We start from the raw sequence: 19792 nt of genomic DNA, 5'->3' as shown, positions 1-19792 counted from the left end.
TCAGCATTTAACGGAGCAACGGACTGACATGATCATTCAATTCAACGATTACAAAGACAAGGTTTTGGGCTGCCTGTACGGCAAAAATATCGGCGGAACGCTGGGCGCGCCTTTCGAATGTTACCGCGGCGTGCACGACGTGAATTTTTACACGCAGGATACCTCCAAACCCATACCCAACGACGACGTGGACCTGCAACTCGTCTGGCTGCGTGCGGTGGAAATGGAGGGAAAAAAACTCGACGCGCAGGTGCTTGCCGAATACTGGAGCACATATATTTCGGCGAGCCTCGCCGAGTACGGCACGGGCAAAAATAATTTCCGCATGGGCATTCGGCCCCCTCTTTCGGGGCATTTGAGAAACCGCAACCGCGACAGCAACGGGGCGTGGATCCGTACGGAAATATGGGCATGTCTTGCGGCGGGTCATCCCGACGTGGCGGCGCGTTTCGCCCTGGAAGACGCCATGGTCGATCACAGCGGCGAGGGCGTGTATTCCGCGGTGTTTCTCGCGGCGATGCAGTCCGCGGCGTTCGTTGAATCGGATACCATGAAACTCATTGAGATCGGTTTATCCTATATTCCCGAAGATTGCGGCATCACGAAGGGCGTCCGCACCGTGATCGAATGTTACGGCAAGGGGATGGACTGGAAACAGGCGAGAAAGGTGCTATTCCGGACCGTACCCGGAAGTTTCGGCATGATGGGGGGCTATTTCGAAGGGCAGACGCCCGAAGAGGACGTCCCTGTCGGTGAAAACGGCTACGATGCGCCCAGCAACGTCGGAATCATTATTCTTGGGCTTTTGTACGGCGAGGGCGATTTCGCCCGCTCCATCTGTCTCGCCACCGATTGCGGTGAGGATACCGACTGCACGGCGGGCACGCTCGCGGCGCTTCTGGGAATCGTTTTGGGAAAGAAAAAGTTACCCGAAAAATGGGTCAAAGGCTGTTCCGATGAAATTTCGACCTGGTGTCTGCGCATCGACGCGGCGCTCAGGCTTCCCAAAACGGTCACGGAGTTCGCCGAACGCATCATCCGCCAGACGCCCGTCATGCTCAACGAGTACTGCGACGTGACGGCAAAGGGAGGCTTTACCATCGAGAGCGCCGCAAAACTGCACAGAAACGGCGACGTCGTCGCACCGTACTGGAATACTTTCGAAAAACTTCTCGGCGACGTTCCCCGCGCCACGCGCGATCGATTTACGCTGTACGACGTGGTCGTCGAGTACGATGAGAATTTCGTGTCGCTCAAAGAAGGAAAAGAAAAGACGCTGTCGCTGCGCTTTATCAATAAACTCTTCGACCCGCAGTACCTCACCGTGCGGTTTCTGGATTTTCCCGCCGAATTCGTCATGGAAGGCGGCACGGAACATTGCGTGGGGATCGAGCATCTGCACGGCAGTTTCAACGAGAGCCGCCTTGAGATCCGTTTCACGCCGCAGTCGTTGCTGCGCGGCCGTTACGATCTGGTCATGGAGATCAGGAGCGAGGGCCGCATGACGAGGAATTATGTTCCCATGACTTTTATTAACGGCAACTGTCTGGAAATCGCCAAATAAAATACATACTTCATCAAGAGCAAAAGGGGAGGATCACATGTCAAAAACATTCATGGGCAGGGCGCTGTTAGCCTTGCTCGCGGCGATCGCCGCATCGTTTTTTCTGGCTCCCGTCGGGGCGCGGGCGGATTCCGGCAAGTACGTCAACTATGTCTTACAGGACGCGATGTCTGAGTACAACGCGGGCAACTGGTCGCTTTATCAGGAAAAATATCTCACGCCGACCGATCCGCCCGCGTTCGCGGATCCGATCTCGTTTTCCGCGGGGTTAAATATCTCCAACGATTTTACGGTCAGAGGGGACGCGTACGAAGGGGCGCGCGCCGTATCCAACGTGCGCTTTAGTAAAGATCCCGCCCGCGCGGATCGGGAAAATTACACTCTGTTCGACACCTCTTTCGTCGTCTATCAGAACAACAAAGACAACCGCGCGAAGGACGTGGAGTTCGGCGCTTTACTGGGACTTCCCGAAAAGAACGCATCTAAAAACGAGTGCGTATACTTCATGCTCGACAGTTTTCGCTTTTTCCTCTACGACCACGGCGAAGCGGCGGAACCTGTCTACCTCACCGAAACGCGGGACAACGCGCTCGCCGGCTATATCGAATACGATTTTAAACTGGAAGTACGGCTCGTCGCAACTTCCGCGGGCGAACTGATCGTCTATCTCGGGTTTCCCGACGGCAAGGACGTGAATGTTGCGTATTGCAAGTACGAAGGGCTGGATTTTAGCGGTTATGTCGGTTATACGGCGACTTCGCACGTCGCGGAAAAGACGGGATTTTCCGTCAATTTCGACAGTATCAAGTTAAGCGGGGGCACTATTGCGGACTATAATTTTACCGTCCTTTCTGCGAGCGTCGATCCCGCGCCTCTGAAAACCGCGGTCGTTTCCGATAAACCCATTGCCTTAGCCGCGGATATCGTCACTTCTCCCAACCTGCCCGAATATCACCGCGCTGTGTTCCGCGTAATGAAGGGCGATGCAGAGATCAAAAACGGCAATCTCCTGTATGTGAACGGCGGCGACGAGATCGTCCTGCGCGCGTCCTCCTTTTACGATCCGGAAATTTATCAGGAGATCCCGTTTAAAGCGACCGAACTTGCCGTTTCTTCCGTCGCTTTCACAAATTCTTTCGAAGGGATGACCGTGTATACGCAGCCGTTCCGTCTGATCGCCGAAGTGAAATCCAATTCATATGTGCCCGAACACAATTCGGTGGTTTTCGAAGTCGTGAGCGGAAATGCGGAGATCTTTTGCGAAAAATATTTAAAGATCACGGGAGCGGGTACAGTCATTCTCCGCGCGACGTCCGCATATCTGGACGACGCGTTCGCGACGATCGCTTTTCAGGTGACCGATCCCGATCGAAACTACGTTCCCCGCGAAGGCGGGGAACCTTCCTGCCAAAGCAATCTTGCCGCGCCGTCCGCGGCGGCGGCCTTAACGGCGATTGCGGCGGCCGCGCTGCTCGTCTGCAAAAAGAAAAAAGCATAAATCGATCCCTCCGCTGCTTATGCGGAGGGATCGTTCGGGAGAAATTCAAATGGATCGAGAAATATCCGAATTGCATCGCGTCTTTATCGACGGCGAAAGTTGCGCCGTACATGCGTGCAGGGTGTCCGCTCTGCCCTTTAACGTGTGGTGGCAGGGACGTCAGCGTCCCCTGGAGCAGACGGAAGAAGCGTCGTTCGTCGCTTTTCCCTTTTCGGGAGATGCGGAAATGCGCGTTTGCGTCAAAAAACCTTTTCAAAATGCCGTCGTGCGGCCGCTATCCGCGAACGTCCGCGTGCGGAAGGAAAACGGCTGCGCGGTCTTTACGATCGCGAGAGCGGGGCAATACGTGCTCGAAACGGACGGAGAGCACAACGCCCTGCATATTTTCGCCGACCGCGCGGAAAATTTCGCGAAATACGGCGAACCGACGCTCGTATTCGGCGCGGGGGAGCACCGCGTCGGCAAGATCGAGTTAAAAAGTCACGACCGCGTATTTATGCACAGGGACGCGATCGTGCACGGAAGTTTTTACGCTAAAGGCGCAACGGATATCCGTATTTTCGGCAACGGCATCGTGGACGGCGGCTGGGAAACGCGCAAGAGTATGCACTGTTACGAAAATTACACGAACGGCTGCGCCAAGTTTTACGAATGTACGGATATTACGCTCGACGGCGTGGTCTTCCGCGATTCCGCCATCTGGGTCGTCAATCTGTTCGACTGCGAAGACGTGTCTTTAAAAAACATAAAACTCGTCGGGCATTATAAGTACAACACCGACGGCGTGGATATCGTAAATAGCCGACGCGTCATCATTTCCGACTGCTTTATCCGTTCTTTCGACGACGCGATCACCTTGAAAGGGATCTTGCAGTACAAGGACAAATGCGTGGAAGATATCCGCGTGGAAAACACAATTTGCTGGTGCGGCTGGGGGCGGACGCTGGAGATCGGATTGGAAACGGTCGCCCCCGCCTATCGGCGCATTTCCTTTACCGACTGCGATCTGATCCATAATTCCGCCGTTGCGCTGGATATCCAGGCGGGCGATTTTGCGGAAATTTCCGATGTGACGTTTGAAAATGTGCGCGTGGAATATCAGAGCGATTCCTTGCCCGAAGTGATCCACAATCCACCCGAAAAGCAATACGACGGGTTTGGAAAGCGCCATGTGCCTATGCTCTTTTGTGCGGAAAATTCGGAATACTTTATCAACGACGAAAATTATTTTTGGTATGACGATCTGCTTAAAAAAGAGAGAAAGGGCAGGGCGGGCAGCCTGAAAAACGTGAGCCTTATCGGCGTGCGAGCCGTAGGGGACGCGGGCGGCGATTTGCCCGCGCTGCGCGTTCAATTCAAGGCTCCCTTTACGGGCGAAGAAATTCTCGTATCCGATCTCGTTGTTTTCGGGAAAAAAGTCGGGAAAGAGGACTGCAATGTGGAGGGAACGCACGCGCATCTGCTGCGCTTTATCTAAGTATGGGCTTTTTATGGATCTCTTTGGCGGCGCTTGCCGTAGGCGGGCAGTTTTCGCTGTCCAAAGTTTATAAAAACAAACTTCCTTCCTCCAATTACGGCGATCTGTTTTACAATTTCGCCATGGGGCTGTTTTCCGCAATGCTCTTTGCCGTTGTCTGTCTGGGAAAGGTGGGATTTACCGCCTTTTCTTTTTGGCTCGCGGCGGGCGTGGCGCTCTGTTCCACGCTCTATACCCTGTGCGGGCTGAAAGCCGTCACGTACGGAAAACTTGCGGTCTTTACGGCGTTTCTGATGTTGGGCGGCATGATCTTTCCCACCGTGTACGGCGTATTGTTTTTAAAGGAACAGATGTCCGCCTTCAAAATCGCGGGCGTCGTCCTTCTGATCGCCTCCATGATTTTTTCCGCCACCGAAAAGACGGAGGAAAAAAAGAACACGGCTGTTTTTTACATATTGTGTCTGATCGCGTTCGTCAGCAACGGTTTTGTGAGTATATTTTCCAAAGCGCACCAGATCGGCGAGGGCGCCTTGAATACGTTTCAATTTTCTTTCTGGCAATCGGCGATCATCGCCGTCGTCGTCGGCGTCCTTCTCGCGGTGAACGTTCTTTGCAACCGAAAAAAAGAAGGATATTCTCTGCTTATCCGAAAGAGCGTAAGTGCCAAAAGTTTGGGATTGATCGCGCTTACGACCGTCATCATGCGCGCGGGAAGCGTGCTTTTGCTGCTCGCCGCCAAAACGGTGCCCGCGTCGTATCTGTATCCCGCTACGACGGGCATTTCCATATTCGTCGCGGCGATCATGGGCAGGCTGTTTTTCAAGGAAAAAATCTCGAAAATCAATTTCGTTTGCATCCTCGCGGATATCGTCGCCGTCGTCCTCATGGTATTTTAAGGAGAAACTATGGAAAAGTGGTTTTGGATCGAATTGATCGGTTTTGACAATCAAAAGAGCGATTTTGCAACGGGCGAATTTTTGTCCCGTCTTCCGCAAAAGCCCGACGGCGTTTCCCTGCTGATCTCTTCCGTCGATTTCGTCAATTTGCATGATGCGAAAACGTTTCGCGAAAGGGAACTTTCGCCTATGTGCTGTTCGTACGAGGCGCACCCCTGTAACGAGGAGCGCGCGCGGCAGAAGTGGACGGGGAAACAACTCAAAGGGCTCGTGCATACGCTGCGATCGTACGGCGTGCGCGTTTTTCTATCCTTTTTTAATTTGTTTTGTTATCCTGACGACGAGGGCAATGAAGTCGTCGAACCCTTTTGCGCGGCGCATCCCGAACTTTGGGAACATCGGCGCGACGGCAGTTTGAACCGCTCGCTGCATATGCTGAAACGCTTTCCCGACGGGCGGTACTATCAGGATTTTCTGGCAAAAAAATTGGTCGAAGTTTTATGCGATTACGGGTTCGACGGGGTCCAACTTGCCGACGGCATTTCCTCCGCGCGGCTCACCGTGCAGAACGGCGACTATTCCGACGATATGATCGGGCAATATTTGTACAAGGGCGATCTTCCCGAAAATATTTTGCGCGCGGGGGAAAAAGAGCGCGCAGATTTTATATTCCGCGAACGTCTGTCGGAATGGCTCGCGTTTCTTTCGGAGCGGTGGGGCGAATTTTATAATGTGATCCTGCGCGCGGTGAAAGGCGCGGGAAAAGCGGTCTTTTTCAACAGTTGCTGGACGCGCGAACCTTTCGAGGCGTACTACCGCTACGGGCTCGATTACCGCAAGATCGATCTGTCGCAGTCGGACGGATGTATGGTGGAAGAGGTTTCCGCGTGCATGTCCGTCTACGGCGAAGCCGATCAGGGCGGTTTTGCAAACTCTCTCGCCGATCGGGCGAAATGGCATTACGAATTTTGGGCGATGCAGCTTCTGCTGAAAAAATGTATGCCCGATCTGCCTCTTTTCGATCTATCGTCGCTCAAAGACACCAACGAACAATGGGACGTATTGCGCGACGCGCCGACCGAATATGCGCGGGCGGTCTACCGCAATTCTTCGCTGGCGATCTGGAATCGCGGCGCCTTTGTTCCCACGCTTTCGGGCGCTTTTTTTTGCCTTTCGGACGGCATCGGGCGTGAGGAATGGGATAAGATCTTTACGCTATGGAAGCGGGCGGAACTCGGCGAAGGCTTTGCGCCGCTCGGCTGTCTTTGCGTTTGCGAAACGGCGGCGTTGGAAAAAGAACTCGGATATTTTTTAAAGACGCGCAATTATCCCGCGCATAAGATGCTTTCGGAACTTCTCTTTTACGGCGCGCCGATAGCTGGCGCCGCGCAGCCGCGCGAAGCGCGGAGTTTCGGCGGACCTTTGCTTTTGCTGTATCCCGAATTTTATTCGGATACGGATAGAAATGCGCTGTTATTCCGTACGGACGCGCCCGTCTTTACGCTCGGTGGCGCGCTGATCGAAGGTCGGGAAGCCGATTTCATATACAGGCATCGAGGCGAACGGGGCGAAAGCGTATTTGCGGCGTACAATACGGGCCGTAAAAAACAAGGGACTCTCTTTGCGCCCGCAAAAAAAGCTGTATCCCCCGATTTTTCCGAAGAGCGTCAAGGCGCGCTCTGGACGAAAATGTTGTCGTTCGCCCGTTACGACGACAGATTTTTCAGGCGCGTCTGCCAAACGCTCGTCGCAGCCTGCAAACTCCCGTATGCCGCGAGCGAAAAGAGCCGCGTGACCGTTGCGATCGTGAAGACGGAGGAAGGGAATTACCGCGTCTATGCGGATAACCGCGCTTACTTTTACGCGCTGCCGCGCATAGAATGCCGCCGACAGATCGTTTCCGCGCGCTCCGTCACCAAGTACGGAGGCTTCCGTATCCCCGTTCGCGGCTCGCAAATGACCCTGCGCATTCCCAATCGCGGCATGGAGGTGGTGGAAACGGAATTTTCGTAAATGACCTTCTCTTTCCTTGACCGTTTGAAATCGTTATGATATAATATCTTTACTAAAACGTTTTAGTCAGGAGAAAAGATGGGAAAGAAAGTGACCATCCGTGAAGTGGCGGCGGAATGCGGGCTGTCCGTTTCGGCCGTTTCGCAGGTGCTCAACGGCAAAGAGATCGGCATTCCGCAAAAGACGAAAGAAAAGGTGCGGGCGGCGGCGGAAAAACTGCGCTATTGTCCCAACTCGGCGGCGCGAAGCCTCGTCACCAGCCGTTCGGATACCGTGGGCGTACTGGTGCCCGATATTTCCAACGCGTTTTTCGGGGAAGCGTTCAAAGAAATTCAGCGCAGAATGGGCGAAGAGGGGTTCGACGTGCTGCTGTGCAGCGGCGACGGCACGGCGAAACAGGACGAGCGCTTTTTGAGGCTGTTCGCCGCGCGCGGTGCGGACGGGCTGATCGTCGCACCCGCCGCGGAAACGCTGGAAGAAAAAAACGCCGAAAAGTTCGCCGCGTTGTTGGAGGAGATTAGGATCCCGTACGTCTATTTGGACCGCTATCCCGCACTACCGTGCGTGCGCGTGTCGGCGGATCATCGGGCGGGCGGATACGCGGCGGCGCGATGCCTGTTGAAAAACGGGCATACGAAGATCGGCTGTATCGCGGGGCCTGCGGCGCTCGTCGGCGCGCGGCTGCGGCTGGAAGGCTTTTGCGACGCGCTCGCGGAAGCGGGGATAAGACCGCTCGCGATAAACGCGCCATTTACGGCGGAAGGGGGCGAACGCGCGGCGAAAGCGCTGTTCGGCAGGGGCCTGACCGCGCTGTTCGCCTCCGATGATCTGCAAGCGTACGGCGCCATGCGCGCGGCTGCGGAAACGGGCGTCCGGATCCCAGACGACGTGTCGCTCGTCGGGTACGACGATCTGCAATTTTCCGCCCTCGCGAACCCGCCGCTGACCACGATATCCCAACCCGTAAAAGATATGGCAGCCGCGGCTGCGGAACTTTTGCTCCGACGGATGCGCGGGGAAGATGCCGAGAACCCGCCACTATTTGTGCCGCGCCTTATCGAGCGGCAAACGGTAAAAAATCTGAAAGAGGAGATCGAATGAAAAAAGTATTTATCGTCGGCAGTATCAATATGGATCTGGTCATCGCTTCCGACCGCCTGCCATTGATGGGCGAAACCATTCACGGGCGGGATTTCTTTACCAATCCCGGCGGCAAGGGCGCCAATCAGGCGGTCGCGGTGCAAAAATCGGGCGGCGACGCGCGCTTTTGCGCCTGCGTCGGCAACGACGATTTCGGGGATATCCTTATCGGAGGGCTCAAAGCCTGCGGCGTAGATACGCGCTTCGTTACGCGGGAGGACGCCCCCAGCGGCGTGGCGGTCATCACCGTCGTGGACGGCGACAACTGTATTGTGCTCGGCGCGGGCGCCAACGCGCATATGGATATTTCCAAGGCGGAGCAGTGCCTTCGCGAGGCGGAGGCAGGAGATATCTTGCTCGTGCAACTGGAAATCGACAGCGATGCGGTGCTGTTTGCCCTGCGGCGCGCCAAGGAGAAGGGCATGACGACCATTCTCAATCCCGCGCCCGCCAAGGGGTTCCGCGCGGAGTTTCTGCCGTACGTCGATTATCTCGTGCCCAACGAGACGGAAACGGCGGAACTGAGCGGCAGAGAAAATTTCGAAGAGGCCGTAGACGCGCTTTGCGGCAAGGTGAAAACGCTCATCGTCACGCTGGGCGGGCAGGGCTGCCTGTACTGTAAAAGCGGGGAACGGATACGGATCCCCTGTCCCAAAGTGCGCGCCGTGGATACCACCGCCGCGGGGGATACATTCTGCGGCGCGCTCGCCGCGCGGCTGAGCGCCGGGGAGGACGAACGCGCGGCTGTTTCGTACGCGCTCGCCGCCGCGTCGCTCGCGGTGACGAAACAGGGCGCGCAACAATCCATACCGTTCGAGCGGAAAGTGCGGGAATTTTTGGAAAAGCGTTTATAAAGCGTTGACAGCGCGCAAAGAAACGCTTAAAATATGCGATGAATAACCGACAAAGGCATTTTGAATGGATTTTTTATCGACGTTTCTCATCGTACTATTGGTCATTGCGCTGGCGGTGCCAGGGTTCGCGCTCAAAAAGGCGAAACTTCTGCCCGACGGCGCGTCCAACGCGCTGGCGGTGCTTTTATTGTATGTGGCGCAGCCTTTTCTGATGGTGTCCTCGCTTTTAAACAAGACGTTCACGACGTCGCTGCTGCCCGATTTTGCGGCGGTCGCCCTGTTCGCGGTAGTGTTGCAGCTGATGCTGTACTTTCTCTCCAAATTATTTTTCGTAAAAGTCAAAGAGGAGCCGACGCGCCGCATCTGCGTCGCGTCTTCTTATCTCGGCAACGTGGGGTTTATGGGGATCCCCGTCATGAAGGCGCTGTTTCCCTCCGACGATACCATTATTTTATATACGGTCATTTTCAATATCGTCTTTAACGCCATGACCTGGACGCTCGCCGTGTACGCCATCACGGGCGACAAGAGCAAAATAAAGCCTGTCAAAATTCTGCTGAACCCGCCCACGATTGCGACCGTTCTGGCTCTGCCGTTCTTTTTCTGCAACGTGTCCGTGCCCGACAACGTGCTCACGACCATCGGCTATCTCGGCGATATGACGCTGCCGCTTTCCATGGTCATTCTCGGCATACGCCTTGCGGATATCAAATTCACGCGCCTGTTCACGAGCGCTCCCGTGTACGGCGTCGCTCTCGTCAAACTCGTCGTAAGCCCTTTGGCGGCTCTCGGCGTCATGCTGCTCGTGCGCCTCTTGATTCCCGTCGAAACGACCGTGATCGTTGCGCTGTTCATCATTTTCGCCATGCCGTCCGCTTCGTCCGCGCTCAATTTTGCGGAAATGTACGGCGGCGACTGTGACACCGCGGCAAAAGCAACGCTTACGAACACGCTCCTGTGCGTGCTGACCATCCCGATACTTTCTCTTCTGATACCGTTGTTATAAAAAAAGAGTCTCGTTTGCCTTAATACCCATAATCCCCTCAATACTATGGGAAAAATCTCTCCTTTTGTAGGGGTGTTTCCGAAAATTTTTTACCCTACACTTATATTGGAAAGTTACCTCTCAAAAGTTTGACGTTATATGGAATTTTTTGAAAATTTATTTTGAAGCATCGGTATTCGATCCCGAATTTTGTCCGTAAAAATATTTATAATAATTAGTTGACAAAACGCTTTTTAATGCATATAATATAGATAGTTGTCTATGCGAGGTGAACATATGGAATATGTCGAAATACTGAAAGCATTGGGAGAAAGCACAAGACTTAAAATTTTCGAAATGTTGCAAAACGGGCAACTTTGCGCCTGTAAAATATTGGAGCAACTCCACATTACGCAGCCGACACTTTCTCATCATATGAAAATACTTTGCGATTGCGGGCTTGTAAAAGCAGAAAAAGATTGGAAATGGACATATTACTCTATCGATTGTGAAAAATTGCAAGGGTTGATTTTGTTTTTGAATCATACAAAGTGTATGCAAACGAAAAAATAGTGCGAGTAAAAATCGCATATATTTTTTGTTCATCAAATAGATAAATATCAATGTTATGGGAGGCTTATATGAAAGACAAAAAGGTTGATAAAACAGAAAACAATGCTTTGCAGCCGACCGAGAAAAAGTCTTGGTACAACAAGCATAAAGTCTTATTGATCTTTCTCGGAATCCTTGTTGCAATCGGTCTGGCTGTCGGTATTGCAGCCATTGTTGACGGAGTCAATGGCATTACTGTATTCGGTGATTTTATTACCAAACAGATATTAGGTATGCAATGGCTGAACACGCTGATCGGAAAGGCTTTTACGGGTATGTTCGGTGCGGAGTTTATGGCAACGCATTGGGGCAGTGCGATACAGTTCTTTATTTACGATACCATTAAGATAATTATTTTGCTTTGCTTACTTATCTTTCTTATATCGTATATTCAAAGTTATTTCCCGCCCGAAAGAACAAAGAAAATACTGGGAAAATTTCACGGTGTTGGAGCAAATATCGTGGGTGCTTTGCTCGGAACAGTGACGCCGTTTTGCAGTTGTTCGTCCATTCCCATTTTTATGGGCTTTACGAGAGCAGGACTATCCGGCGGCGTCACATTCAGTTTTTTGATTTCAAGTCCGCTTGTGGATTTGGGGGCTTTCATCTTATTGGCAAGCGTGTTTGGTTTTCCGATAGCGATTGCCTATGTCGTTGTCGGACTTGTGCTTGCTGTGGTGGGCGGAACGATCATTGAAACAACAGGTGTCGGTAAAAATGTTCGGGAATTTATTCTTGAAGGAGAAATAGCCGAAATTGAGGGCACCGAACTGACAAAAAAAGATAGATTGATTTATGCCAAAGACCAGATGCTCGGCACATTGAAAAAAGTATGGATATACATTTTAATCGGTGTCGGAATAGGGGCAACGATTCATAATTTCATACCTACCGAATGGATACAGGCGGTAGTCGGCGAAGATAAATGGTATAGTGTACTTGTAGCAAGCGTTGTCGGCGTACCGATGTATGCCGATATATTCGGAACCATCCCTGTGGCAGAGGCGCTTTTCGCAAAAGGAGTCGGAGTCGGAACCATCCTTGCGTTTATGATGAGCGTAACAGCGCTGTCTTTGCCGTCAATGATTATGTTGTCAAAGGCGGTAAAACCGAAATTGTTATTTTGGTTTATCTTGATTGTAGTGATAGGAATTATCGCTATCGGCTACATCTTTAATGCATTGAATTTCTTATTTATATAATTTAGGAGGATAACAAAAATGAAAATCGTAACACTTGGCAACTGCTGTAAAAAATCACAGAAGAATCACGAAAACGCTGTAATCGCCGCAAAAAACTGCGGCATTACAGAACCTGTTGAAAGCATTGGCGATATGTCTGAAATTATGAAGTACGGCGTAATGGCTACCCCCGGACTTGTAATGGATGGCAAAGTCGTGGCTGCCGGACGAATGCTTTCAGTGGAGCAAATTGAAAAACTTATCAAAGACAGGCAGTAATATGAGTTGTCCTAACGTAAATGAATGTATTTGCCCAAAGGTTAGTTGCCCGAATCACGGACAGTGCCGCAAATGCGTTATGAAACATAGAGTCACAGATAGTTTGCCATATTGCCTGTTTCCTGATAATGACGGGGATAAGTCAAATGAAAATCATTATAGAGTACTAAAAAAGAGATTTGAAGAAAATTAGCAGAAAAGGAGCGGGTATGGACGCGCAAGAGAAAAGCAAAGAATACTGTCGTTCGCTGTGAGAACTGTCATCAACGGATTATCGTGGAAATAGAGGGCGGAAAAACATCGGCAAGACCGTTACACAACGAAAAAACACCATAAGAAAAAAACAGGACTTGAATAAACTTCAAATCCTGTTTTTGTTTGACTCACTGAAAGGGTTTTGTTTAATTTTCTTTTTCCCTATGGGAACTGCGCTTTGCCGAGGCTCTTTTTAATTTGTTTACACGGTGCCGAGCCCGAACAGACCCAGCGTCACGCCGCAGAAAATGAGGAGGGACAAAACGTCCGTAAAGGTCGTGATAAAGGGATTTGCGAATACCGCGGGGTCGATCTTCAAAGTTTTTGCCAAGATGGGAATGCAGCAGCCCACGATCTTCGCCACGATGACGCCGAACATGATCGCCACGCCCACGGCGGCGGAGTAGAGCAGGGTATAGGGATAGCCGAAGATGAAACGGTCGATGAGTTGCAATTTTGCAAAGCACACAAAGCCGACGGAAACGGAAACGAGGAGCGATACGCGTATCTCTTTCCAGATGACGCTCAAGATATCGCGCGGCCGTATTTCGTCGAGCGCCATGCCGCGGATGACCGTGACGGACGCCTGGCTGCCCGCGTTGCCGCCCGTACCCATGATCATGGGCACGCACGCCACCAACAGGGTGGAAAGCATGGCTTCGTAGGTATTCAGGATAAGCCCCGTGAACGTGGCGCTGATCATTAAGATCAACAGCCAGGGAATGCGGTGCAGATAGATGCGGAATACGCCCGTTTCCAGATAGGGTTTGTCGGACGGCGTGACCGCGTTGATGAAGGATATATCTTCCGTCGCCTCTTCGGTAATGACGTCGAGCGCGTCGTCTACGGTGACGATGCCTACGAGCAGGTTTTCCTGATCGACGACGGGAATGGACAAAAGATCGTATTTGGAAAGCGTGTTCGCAACGTCTTCCTTGTCGGTCAGGGTATCCGCGTACACGAAATTGTCCTGCATGAAATCTTCCACGCGCTCGTTGTACGAATGCAGGAGCAGATCTTTCACCGTCACGATGCCCAAAAGTTTTTTCTGATTGTCGGTCACGTAGCAGGTATAGATGGTCTCCTTGTCGATCGCCTGCGCGCGGATCTTTTCAAAACACTGCTGCACGGTCATGTCCTGCCGAAGGGAAATGCACTCGGTGGTCATGATGCTGCCCGCGCTGTCCTTGGGATATTTTAAAATTTCGTTGATGGATTTTCTCGTTTCGCTGTCCGCCTGCATCAGAATGCGTTTGACGACGTTTGCGGGCATCTCCTCGATCAGATCTACGGTATCGTCGACGAACAGATCTTCTAAGATGAGTTTCAATTCGTGGTCGGAAAACGAGCGGATCAAAAGTTCCTGCTGTGTGCTGTTCATTTCCACGAACGTTTCCGCCGCCAGTTCTTTGGGCAGCAGACGGAAGATGAGCGGGAGTTTTTCTTCGTCGATCTCGGCAAAGATCTCCGCGATGTCCATCGGTTTGAGTTCGGATAAGAGCGGCTTGAGTTGTACGAATTTTTTATATTCCAAAAAATTCAAGATTTCTACGATCTTGTCGTTTCGCTGTTCGGGATCGGCTTTCAAAAGAACTTCCTGCACGACGTCGAGGGGCATGCTTTCCAAAAGTTCTTCGGGCTTTTCGTCGAGGATCTCTTCGGTGACTTCCTGCATTTCTATGTCGCTGAAATGTTCCAGCAGCATTTTCTGCGTTTCCTGCTTTAAAAGCACGAACACGTCCGCCGCGAGTTCTTTGTCCAGACAGTCGAAAAGTTTCGCAAGGTGATCCTCGTCCAGAGTTTCCAAAACTTTTGCAAGTTCTTCCTTTGTGGCATTGTCTATCAATGCCTGCAGATCCTCGTAGCGCTCGTCGTCGAGAAAGGAGAGTATTTTTTCTTTCAAGGCAGTCACCTCCCGTTTGATTGATTCTTTGTAAAGTATATGTTTTTTTTCGGGATTTGTCAAGCGCGCCCGCGATAAACTTGATAGGCGGCGCGTTTTGTGTTACAATACAGATAAAATAAAAGAAAACAAGGTGCAATATGAATCAGAGAATGTATCAGTTAGGCAGCAAGCGCTCCGTCATCCGCGAAATTTTCGAATTCGGGAAAACGCGCGCGCAGGAGATCGGCGCCGAAAACGTATATGATTTCAGTTTGGGCAATCCCAGCGTGGAGCCGCCCGCCTGCGTAAAGGATACGCTTTTAAAACTCATCGAAGAGCCGGACCAGACTGCGCTGCACGGCTATACCTCCGCGCAGGGCGATCTTTTTGTGCGCCGCGCGATCGCCTCCCATATCCGCGGGAATTACGATGAAAACGCGGACGAGAATTACATTTATATGACGGTCGGCGCGGCTGCGTCGCTGACGATCACGCTTTCCGCTCTGTGCGAGGAAGGGGACGAAGTGGTCACGTTCGCGCCGTATTTCACCGAATACAAGGTCTTTGCCGAAACGGCGGGCGCGCGCCTTGTGGCGGTAGAGAGCGATCCCGATACTTTCCAGATAGATTTTGAAAAACTGGAAGCGGTGCTCGGCAAAAACACCCGCGCCGTGCTCGTCAACTCGCCCAACAACCCGAGCGGTGTCGTGTATAACAGGGAAACGGTCGCGCGCCTTGCGGAAACGCTCGAAAAGGCGTCGGAAAAATTCGGGCATACGATCTACCTCGTTTCCGACGAGCCGTACCGCGAACTGGTGTACGGCGGCGTGGAAGTTCCCTATATCACGAAATTCTATACTCCCTCCATTGTATGCTATTCGTACTCCAAATCGCTCTCCCTTCCCGGCGAGCGCATCGGATATATTTATGTCAACCCGAAAACGGAGGGGGCGAAAGAATTATACCTCGCCGTCTGCGGCGCGGGCAGGGCGCTCGGTTACGTGTGCGCGCCCTCGCTTTTTCAAAAACTCGTCGCCCGCTGCGTCGGCAAAACGTCCGACGTGTCCGTCTATCGGAAAAACCGCGATACGCTCTTAAATCACCTTACGAAATGCGGCTTTTCCTGCGTGCGGCCCGACGGCGCGTTTTATCTGTTCATGAAAACGCCCGAACCCGACGCATCCGCCTTCTGCGAACGCGCGAAGAAATACGATCTGCTGCTCGTTCCCGGCGACGATTTCGGCTGTAAGGGCTACGTGCGCATCGCTTACTGCGTGTCGCCCGATATGATCGCGCGCGCTCTGCCCGCGTTCGAAAAACTTGCGAAAGAATATTCGCTGTAAGGGGGCAACCATGAAAATATTTACGCTCAGTTTCGACGACGGCGTGACGCAGGATCGGCGCTTTATCGGATTATTGAAAAAATACGGACTGACCTGCACGTTCAACGTCAATTCCGCGCTTCTGGGTACGGAGGGCGAAGTGATCACGGGTAAAAATCAGTCGCGCGTTCCGCACAACAAGGTAGAAGCGTGCGAAGTCGCGTCGCTGTACGACGGGTTCGAGGTCGCGGTGCACACGCGCACGCATCCCATGCTCACGGGGCTTTCCGACGCGGACATCCTCGAACAGGTCGTGGGCGATTCGGTCACGCTTTCCTCGCTCGCAGGGTATCCCGTGCTCGGCATGGCGTATCCGGGCGGGCATCCGAATTACGACCGTCTCGTCGTCGATCTGCTGCGCAAATATACCAAGATCCGCTATGCGCGCACCATAGTCGATACGTACGCGCTGGAGTTTCCTTCGGATTTTCTCTTGTGGAATCCCTCGGCGCATATCCTCGACGGCCGCGCGGACGGACTGATCGACGAATTCTGCGCGGCGCAGGGCGACAGTTTGTTATATCTGTGGGGGCATACCTACGAAATGGACGTTGACGACGGCTGGGAACGCGCCGAACGCGTGCTTTCCCGCCTCGCAAACATAAAAGACGCGGTCTGCATGACGAATATGCAGGTATGGGAATATGCCCATAAATAAGGAGTGAAAATGAAGAAAGTAAAGATCGGCGTTTTGGGCGGGTTCCGCGGCAAGACGATGATGAACTACGCGGTGAAATCCGACGACTGCGAGATCGCGGCTGTATGCGATTTCAGTCCCGAAGTACTCGCGCACCTCAAGGAATATTTTGCGGAGAACAACTATAAGACTTCGTTTTACAGCGATTTCGACGCGTTTTTGGAAAGCGGCGTCGAGGCGGTCGTGCTCGCCAATTACGCCAACGAACACGCGCCTTTCGCGATCAGATGTCTGAAACGCGGCTTGCACGTACTTAGCGAGGTTTTGCCCGTACAGACTTTAAAAGAGGCGGCGGAACTGTGCGACGCTGTGGAAGAGAGCGGCAAAGTGTACCATTATGCGGAAAATTACTGCTTTTCGCTGGCGGCGCGGGAGATGACAAAACTGTACGGCGAGGGCAAACTCGGCGAGTTTCAGTATGCGGAAGGGGAATATCTGCACAACTGCGAGGGCGGTTGGGGCGAACTGACGCACGGCAGCCGCCGCCATTGGCGCAACACCATGGACGCTTTCTATTACAGCACCCATTCTTTCGGTCCCATCCTGCACGCGACGCGCCTGCGCCCCGTGCGCGTGACGGGTTTTGAAGTTCCCTACAACGAAAAAACTTCGCGCATGGGCTGCGCGGCGACGCCGTTCGCCGTCGAAATGGTCACGCTGGAAAACGGCGGCATCGTCAAGAGTCTGCACGGCATCGCGCCCGCCCGCAATTCGGTCTGGTACTGTATGTACGGCAGCAAAGGCAAGATCGAAAGCGGCCGCGAGGGGCTGGGCAAGGGCACGGCGGAAGTTTCGATCAGTCTTGACGACGTGTGCGGCGAGGAATACAAGACGTACGTCCCCACCGACGAATTGACCGAACTTGCCGAAACGTACGGCCACGGCGGCAGCGATATGTTCACCATGCGCAATTTTATCCGCGCGATCAACAACCTTTCCAATGACGGGATCGGCGTGTACGAGGCGCTCGATATGCACTTTGTGGGGCATTTCGCGCACCTTTCCTCCATCCGCGGCGGCATTCCCGTGGAGATCCCCGATTTCCGCGACCGCGCCGTGCGCGATCAATTCCGCGCCGACGATACGAGCGTGATGAAAGCGGACAACGATTTTACGAAAAATCCCGTCAGCTGCTATCCCACGCCCGACTATCCCGAATCGCTGTACGCCGCACAGCGCGCCGAGATCGAACGCAAAAAGAAAGAGTCGTAAAGTTTCATTCACAAAAATATATGAAGGGAAATTGCCCGAACGCTTGACAATTTCCTTTTTTTATGATAGTATAGTAAGAAAAGTAGGAAAATTCTTACTATTCAAACGGAGGTCAAGGCAAATGACGGGACCTTTTCCCGAAGGAAAGTTTATGGCGACCATCAAGATCGGACCTAAAGGGCAGATCGTGATCCCCAAAGAGGCGCGGGATATGTTTTCGCTTAAAGAGGGGGATATGCTGCTGTTTTTGGCGGACAAGGGGCAGGGCATCGCCATGCAGCCCTTCGAATACGCCGAGACGTTCTGGCAGAACGTCTACAACCTGAAAAAAGACGGGGAGAAAAAATGAAAGCGCTCTGCGTGGAGAAATTATGCAAGGAATATCCCTCTTTCCGCTTGCATGACGTAAGTTTTTCGGTGGAAGAGGGGCGCATCGTCGGGCTGATCGGACGCAACGGCGCGGGCAAAAGCACCACGATGAAAGGGCTCTTGCGCTTTATCCGCACCGACGGAGGGCGCGTGCTCTTTTTCGGTAAGGATATCGCGCGGCATGAGCGCGAGATCAAGGAACAGATCGGCTACGTGGCGGGCGGTTTTTCCTATTATCCTCTGAAAAAACTGCGTTCGATCGGCAAATGCGCCGCCCGCTTTTATAAGGGCTGGAACGCCGATGCATACAAAAATTATCTCCGCGCGTTCGGGCTGGACGAGGACAAAAAGCCCTCCGAACTGTCCGACGGCATGAAAGTCAAATATTTCATCGCCCTCGCCCTGTCACACGGCGCGAAACTTTTGATCATGGACGAACCTACGAGCGGGCTGGATCCGCTTTCGCGCGAAGAATTTTGCGATCTGATCTTAAAAGTCGTCAAAGAAGAGGGCGTGTCCGTGCTGTTTTCCACGCATATCACTTCCGATCTGATGCGCGTGGCGGACGATATCGTGTATATTGCCGACGGCGAGGTGCTCGCCGCGGGGGCGATTGGGGAACTTTTGGCAAAATACGAAGTCGCTTGTTTTGCCGAAATGCCGAAGGAGCAAGTCGTCGGATTGAAAGAAGTCAAAAACGGATACGAAGGGCTGATCGCCGCGGGCGCGCCCTCTGACTGCGCGGCGCGCCGCCCCGCCGATCTCGACGCGCTGATGATCCATCTGGAAACCGCGCGCAAAAAGGAGAAAGAATGTCCGCACTCTTAAAAAAAGAATTTTCGCTCGCCCTGCACCCTGCATCCGCGCTGTTCGTGTTTTTTGCGGCGATGGTGTTTATTCCCAACTATCCTTATGAAGTCATGTTTTTCTTTTCGGGGCTTTCGGCGTTCTTCATCTGCCTGACGGGGCGCGAAAACAAAGATCTGCCTTTTTCCTGCGTTTTGCCCGTCGAAAAGCGCGACGTAGCCGCCGCGCGCGTGCTCTTCTGCATGATATTGCAATTGGCGCAAATCGTTTTGTGCGTGCCCTTCATCGCGATCAAGAGCGCGTGGATCAATATGCCGAATCTGGCGGGCATGGAGGCGAACGCCGCTTTTCTCGGGTTCGGGCTCATGATGCTCGGCGGTTTCAACCTGATCTTTTTCCCGCTCTATTTCAAAAACCCGAATAAAGTGGGTAAGCCGTTCGCGTTCGGTGCGGTGTTCATTTTCCTCGCCGTCGCCGCAGTCACCGTGTGCTGCCAGATCGCGCCTCTGTTCAAGGACGTGCTCGACACGCGCGACCCGTTGCATTTCGGCGCGAAAGCCGTCGTTTTCGCGATTGGCGCGGCGGTTTACGCCGCCGCTTCGTTCCTCTCCGTAAAACTCTCGCAAAGAAATTTTGAAAAGGCGGACTTATAATCATAGGGGGATATCGCTTGAAAAGGCGCGGAA

Annotated in this window: 18 protein-coding genes; 17 read left to right on the top strand and 1 reads right to left on the bottom strand. The window is 52.8% G+C overall.

Features of this window, described 5'->3' with window-relative positions:
* Positions 1-28: 28 nt before the first annotated feature.
* The 11 genes from ESZ91_RS02205 to ESZ91_RS02155 all read left to right on the top strand — a co-directional run bounded on the left by ESZ91_RS02205 (position 29) and on the right by ESZ91_RS02155 (position 12499).
* A complete protein-coding gene (locus tag ESZ91_RS02205; RefSeq protein WP_129223686.1) occupies positions 29-1564 on the top strand; it encodes an ADP-ribosylglycohydrolase family protein in 1536 nt (511 codons plus the stop codon).
* A 37-nt stretch (positions 1565-1601) separates the two neighbouring features.
* Positions 1602-3062 carry a hypothetical protein gene (locus tag ESZ91_RS02200; protein ID WP_129223684.1) on the top strand — a complete coding sequence of 487 codons (1461 nt, stop codon included), beginning with the start codon at positions 1602-1604 and terminating at the stop codon, positions 3060-3062.
* Between the two features lie 49 nt (positions 3063-3111).
* Positions 3112-4539 carry a glycosyl hydrolase family 28 protein gene (locus tag ESZ91_RS02195; protein WP_161971011.1) on the top strand — a complete coding sequence of 476 codons (1428 nt, stop codon included), beginning with the start codon at positions 3112-3114 and terminating at the stop codon, positions 4537-4539.
* A gap of 2 nt (positions 4540-4541) precedes the next feature.
* Positions 4542-5435: a hypothetical protein gene (locus ESZ91_RS02190; protein WP_129223680.1), complete on the top strand. Its 894-nt coding sequence runs from the start codon at positions 4542-4544 to the stop codon at positions 5433-5435.
* A 9-nt stretch (positions 5436-5444) separates the two neighbouring features.
* Positions 5445-7448 (top strand): hypothetical protein, encoded by a 2004-nt coding sequence (locus ESZ91_RS02185; protein WP_129223678.1) that lies wholly within the window; start codon positions 5445-5447, stop codon positions 7446-7448.
* Between the two features lie 78 nt (positions 7449-7526).
* Positions 7527-8549, top strand: coding sequence for a LacI family DNA-binding transcriptional regulator (locus ESZ91_RS02180; protein ID WP_129223676.1), 1023 nt, complete (start codon positions 7527-7529; stop codon positions 8547-8549).
* Positions 8546-9442, top strand: a complete 897-nt coding sequence (gene rbsK, locus ESZ91_RS02175) for a ribokinase (RefSeq protein WP_129223674.1) — start codon at positions 8546-8548, stop codon at positions 9440-9442. Before ESZ91_RS02180 ends, rbsK begins: the two co-directional genes overlap by 4 nt.
* Positions 9443-9506: 64 nt before the next feature.
* The gene (locus ESZ91_RS02170) at positions 9507-10448 is read left to right on the top strand and encodes an AEC family transporter (protein ID WP_129223672.1); all 942 of its coding nucleotides are present in this window, start codon (positions 9507-9509) and stop codon (positions 10446-10448) included.
* 276 nt (positions 10449-10724) lie between these two features.
* Positions 10725-11000 (top strand): ArsR/SmtB family transcription factor, encoded by a 276-nt coding sequence (locus ESZ91_RS02165; protein WP_129223670.1) that lies wholly within the window; start codon positions 10725-10727, stop codon positions 10998-11000.
* A 272-nt stretch (positions 11001-11272) separates the two neighbouring features.
* Positions 11273-12241 (top strand): permease, encoded by a 969-nt coding sequence (locus ESZ91_RS02160; RefSeq protein ID WP_129226229.1) that lies wholly within the window; start codon positions 11273-11275, stop codon positions 12239-12241.
* An 18-nt stretch (positions 12242-12259) separates the two neighbouring features.
* On the top strand, positions 12260-12499 hold the full coding sequence (locus ESZ91_RS02155; RefSeq protein ID WP_129223668.1) for a thioredoxin family protein: 240 nt from the start codon (positions 12260-12262) through the stop codon (positions 12497-12499).
* A 457-nt stretch (positions 12500-12956) separates the two neighbouring features.
* Here the strand turns inward: ESZ91_RS02155 and mgtE are convergent, their stop codons facing one another.
* The gene (mgtE, locus tag ESZ91_RS02145; protein ID WP_161971010.1) at positions 12957-14657 is read right to left on the bottom strand and encodes a magnesium transporter; all 1701 of its coding nucleotides are present in this window, start codon (positions 14655-14657) and stop codon (positions 12957-12959) included.
* Between the two features lie 140 nt (positions 14658-14797).
* Here mgtE and ESZ91_RS02140 point away from each other — a divergent pair, with 140 nt between their 5' ends.
* The 6 genes from ESZ91_RS02140 (at position 14798) to ESZ91_RS02115 (ending at position 19759) form a co-directional block, all read left to right on the top strand.
* On the top strand, positions 14798-15982 hold the full coding sequence (locus ESZ91_RS02140) for a pyridoxal phosphate-dependent aminotransferase (protein ID WP_129223662.1): 1185 nt from the start codon (positions 14798-14800) through the stop codon (positions 15980-15982).
* 10 nt (positions 15983-15992) lie between these two features.
* A complete protein-coding gene (locus ESZ91_RS02135; protein ID WP_129223660.1) occupies positions 15993-16679 on the top strand; it encodes a polysaccharide deacetylase family protein in 687 nt (228 codons plus the stop codon).
* A gap of 9 nt (positions 16680-16688) precedes the next feature.
* Positions 16689-17930: a Gfo/Idh/MocA family protein gene (locus tag ESZ91_RS02130; RefSeq protein ID WP_129223658.1), complete on the top strand. Its 1242-nt coding sequence runs from the start codon at positions 16689-16691 to the stop codon at positions 17928-17930.
* Between the two features lie 121 nt (positions 17931-18051).
* A complete protein-coding gene (locus ESZ91_RS02125) occupies positions 18052-18279 on the top strand; it encodes an AbrB/MazE/SpoVT family DNA-binding domain-containing protein (RefSeq protein WP_129223656.1) in 228 nt (75 codons plus the stop codon).
* Positions 18276-19127, top strand: coding sequence for an ABC transporter ATP-binding protein (locus ESZ91_RS02120; RefSeq protein ID WP_129223654.1), 852 nt, complete (start codon positions 18276-18278; stop codon positions 19125-19127). The genes ESZ91_RS02125 and ESZ91_RS02120 overlap by 4 nt, the downstream gene beginning before the upstream one ends.
* Positions 19112-19759 carry an ABC-2 transporter permease gene (locus tag ESZ91_RS02115; RefSeq protein ID WP_129223652.1) on the top strand — a complete coding sequence of 216 codons (648 nt, stop codon included), beginning with the start codon at positions 19112-19114 and terminating at the stop codon, positions 19757-19759. Before ESZ91_RS02120 ends, ESZ91_RS02115 begins: the two co-directional genes overlap by 16 nt.
* Positions 19760-19792 lie beyond the last annotated feature (33 nt).

The sequence above is a fragment of the Candidatus Borkfalkia ceftriaxoniphila genome, assembly GCF_004134775.1.
Taxonomy (GTDB): domain Bacteria; phylum Bacillota; class Clostridia; order Christensenellales; family Borkfalkiaceae; genus Borkfalkia; species Borkfalkia ceftriaxoniphila.
The sequence above is the reverse complement of the archived record's forward strand: the minus strand, read 5'-3'. Positions and strand labels throughout refer to the sequence as shown.

Bases quoted from the DNA above. Each gene is read 5' to 3' on its own strand.
- ESZ91_RS02205 (WP_129223686.1), top strand. From the start codon at position 29: ATGATCATTCAATTCAACGATTACAAAGACAAGGTTTTGGGCTGCCTG.
- ESZ91_RS02200 (WP_129223684.1), top strand. From the start codon at position 1,602: ATGTCAAAAACATTCATGGGCAGGGCGCTGTTAGCCTTGCTCGCGGCG.
- ESZ91_RS02195 (WP_161971011.1), top strand. From the start codon at position 3,112: ATGGATCGAGAAATATCCGAATTGCATCGCGTCTTTATCGACGGCGAA.
- ESZ91_RS02190 (WP_129223680.1), top strand. From the start codon at position 4,542: ATGGGCTTTTTATGGATCTCTTTGGCGGCGCTTGCCGTAGGCGGGCAG.
- ESZ91_RS02185 (WP_129223678.1), top strand. From the start codon at position 5,445: ATGGAAAAGTGGTTTTGGATCGAATTGATCGGTTTTGACAATCAAAAG.
- ESZ91_RS02180 (WP_129223676.1), top strand. From the start codon at position 7,527: ATGGGAAAGAAAGTGACCATCCGTGAAGTGGCGGCGGAATGCGGGCTG.
- rbsK (WP_129223674.1), top strand. From the start codon at position 8,546: ATGAAAAAAGTATTTATCGTCGGCAGTATCAATATGGATCTGGTCATC.
- ESZ91_RS02170 (WP_129223672.1), top strand. From the start codon at position 9,507: ATGGATTTTTTATCGACGTTTCTCATCGTACTATTGGTCATTGCGCTG.
- ESZ91_RS02165 (WP_129223670.1), top strand. From the start codon at position 10,725: ATGGAATATGTCGAAATACTGAAAGCATTGGGAGAAAGCACAAGACTT.
- ESZ91_RS02160 (WP_129226229.1), top strand. From the start codon at position 11,273: ATGCAATGGCTGAACACGCTGATCGGAAAGGCTTTTACGGGTATGTTC.
- ESZ91_RS02155 (WP_129223668.1), top strand. From the start codon at position 12,260: ATGAAAATCGTAACACTTGGCAACTGCTGTAAAAAATCACAGAAGAAT.
- ESZ91_RS02140 (WP_129223662.1), top strand. From the start codon at position 14,798: ATGAATCAGAGAATGTATCAGTTAGGCAGCAAGCGCTCCGTCATCCGC.
- ESZ91_RS02135 (WP_129223660.1), top strand. From the start codon at position 15,993: ATGAAAATATTTACGCTCAGTTTCGACGACGGCGTGACGCAGGATCGG.
- ESZ91_RS02130 (WP_129223658.1), top strand. From the start codon at position 16,689: ATGAAGAAAGTAAAGATCGGCGTTTTGGGCGGGTTCCGCGGCAAGACG.
- ESZ91_RS02125 (WP_129223656.1), top strand. From the start codon at position 18,052: ATGACGGGACCTTTTCCCGAAGGAAAGTTTATGGCGACCATCAAGATC.
- ESZ91_RS02120 (WP_129223654.1), top strand. From the start codon at position 18,276: ATGAAAGCGCTCTGCGTGGAGAAATTATGCAAGGAATATCCCTCTTTC.
- ESZ91_RS02115 (WP_129223652.1), top strand. From the start codon at position 19,112: ATGTCCGCACTCTTAAAAAAAGAATTTTCGCTCGCCCTGCACCCTGCA.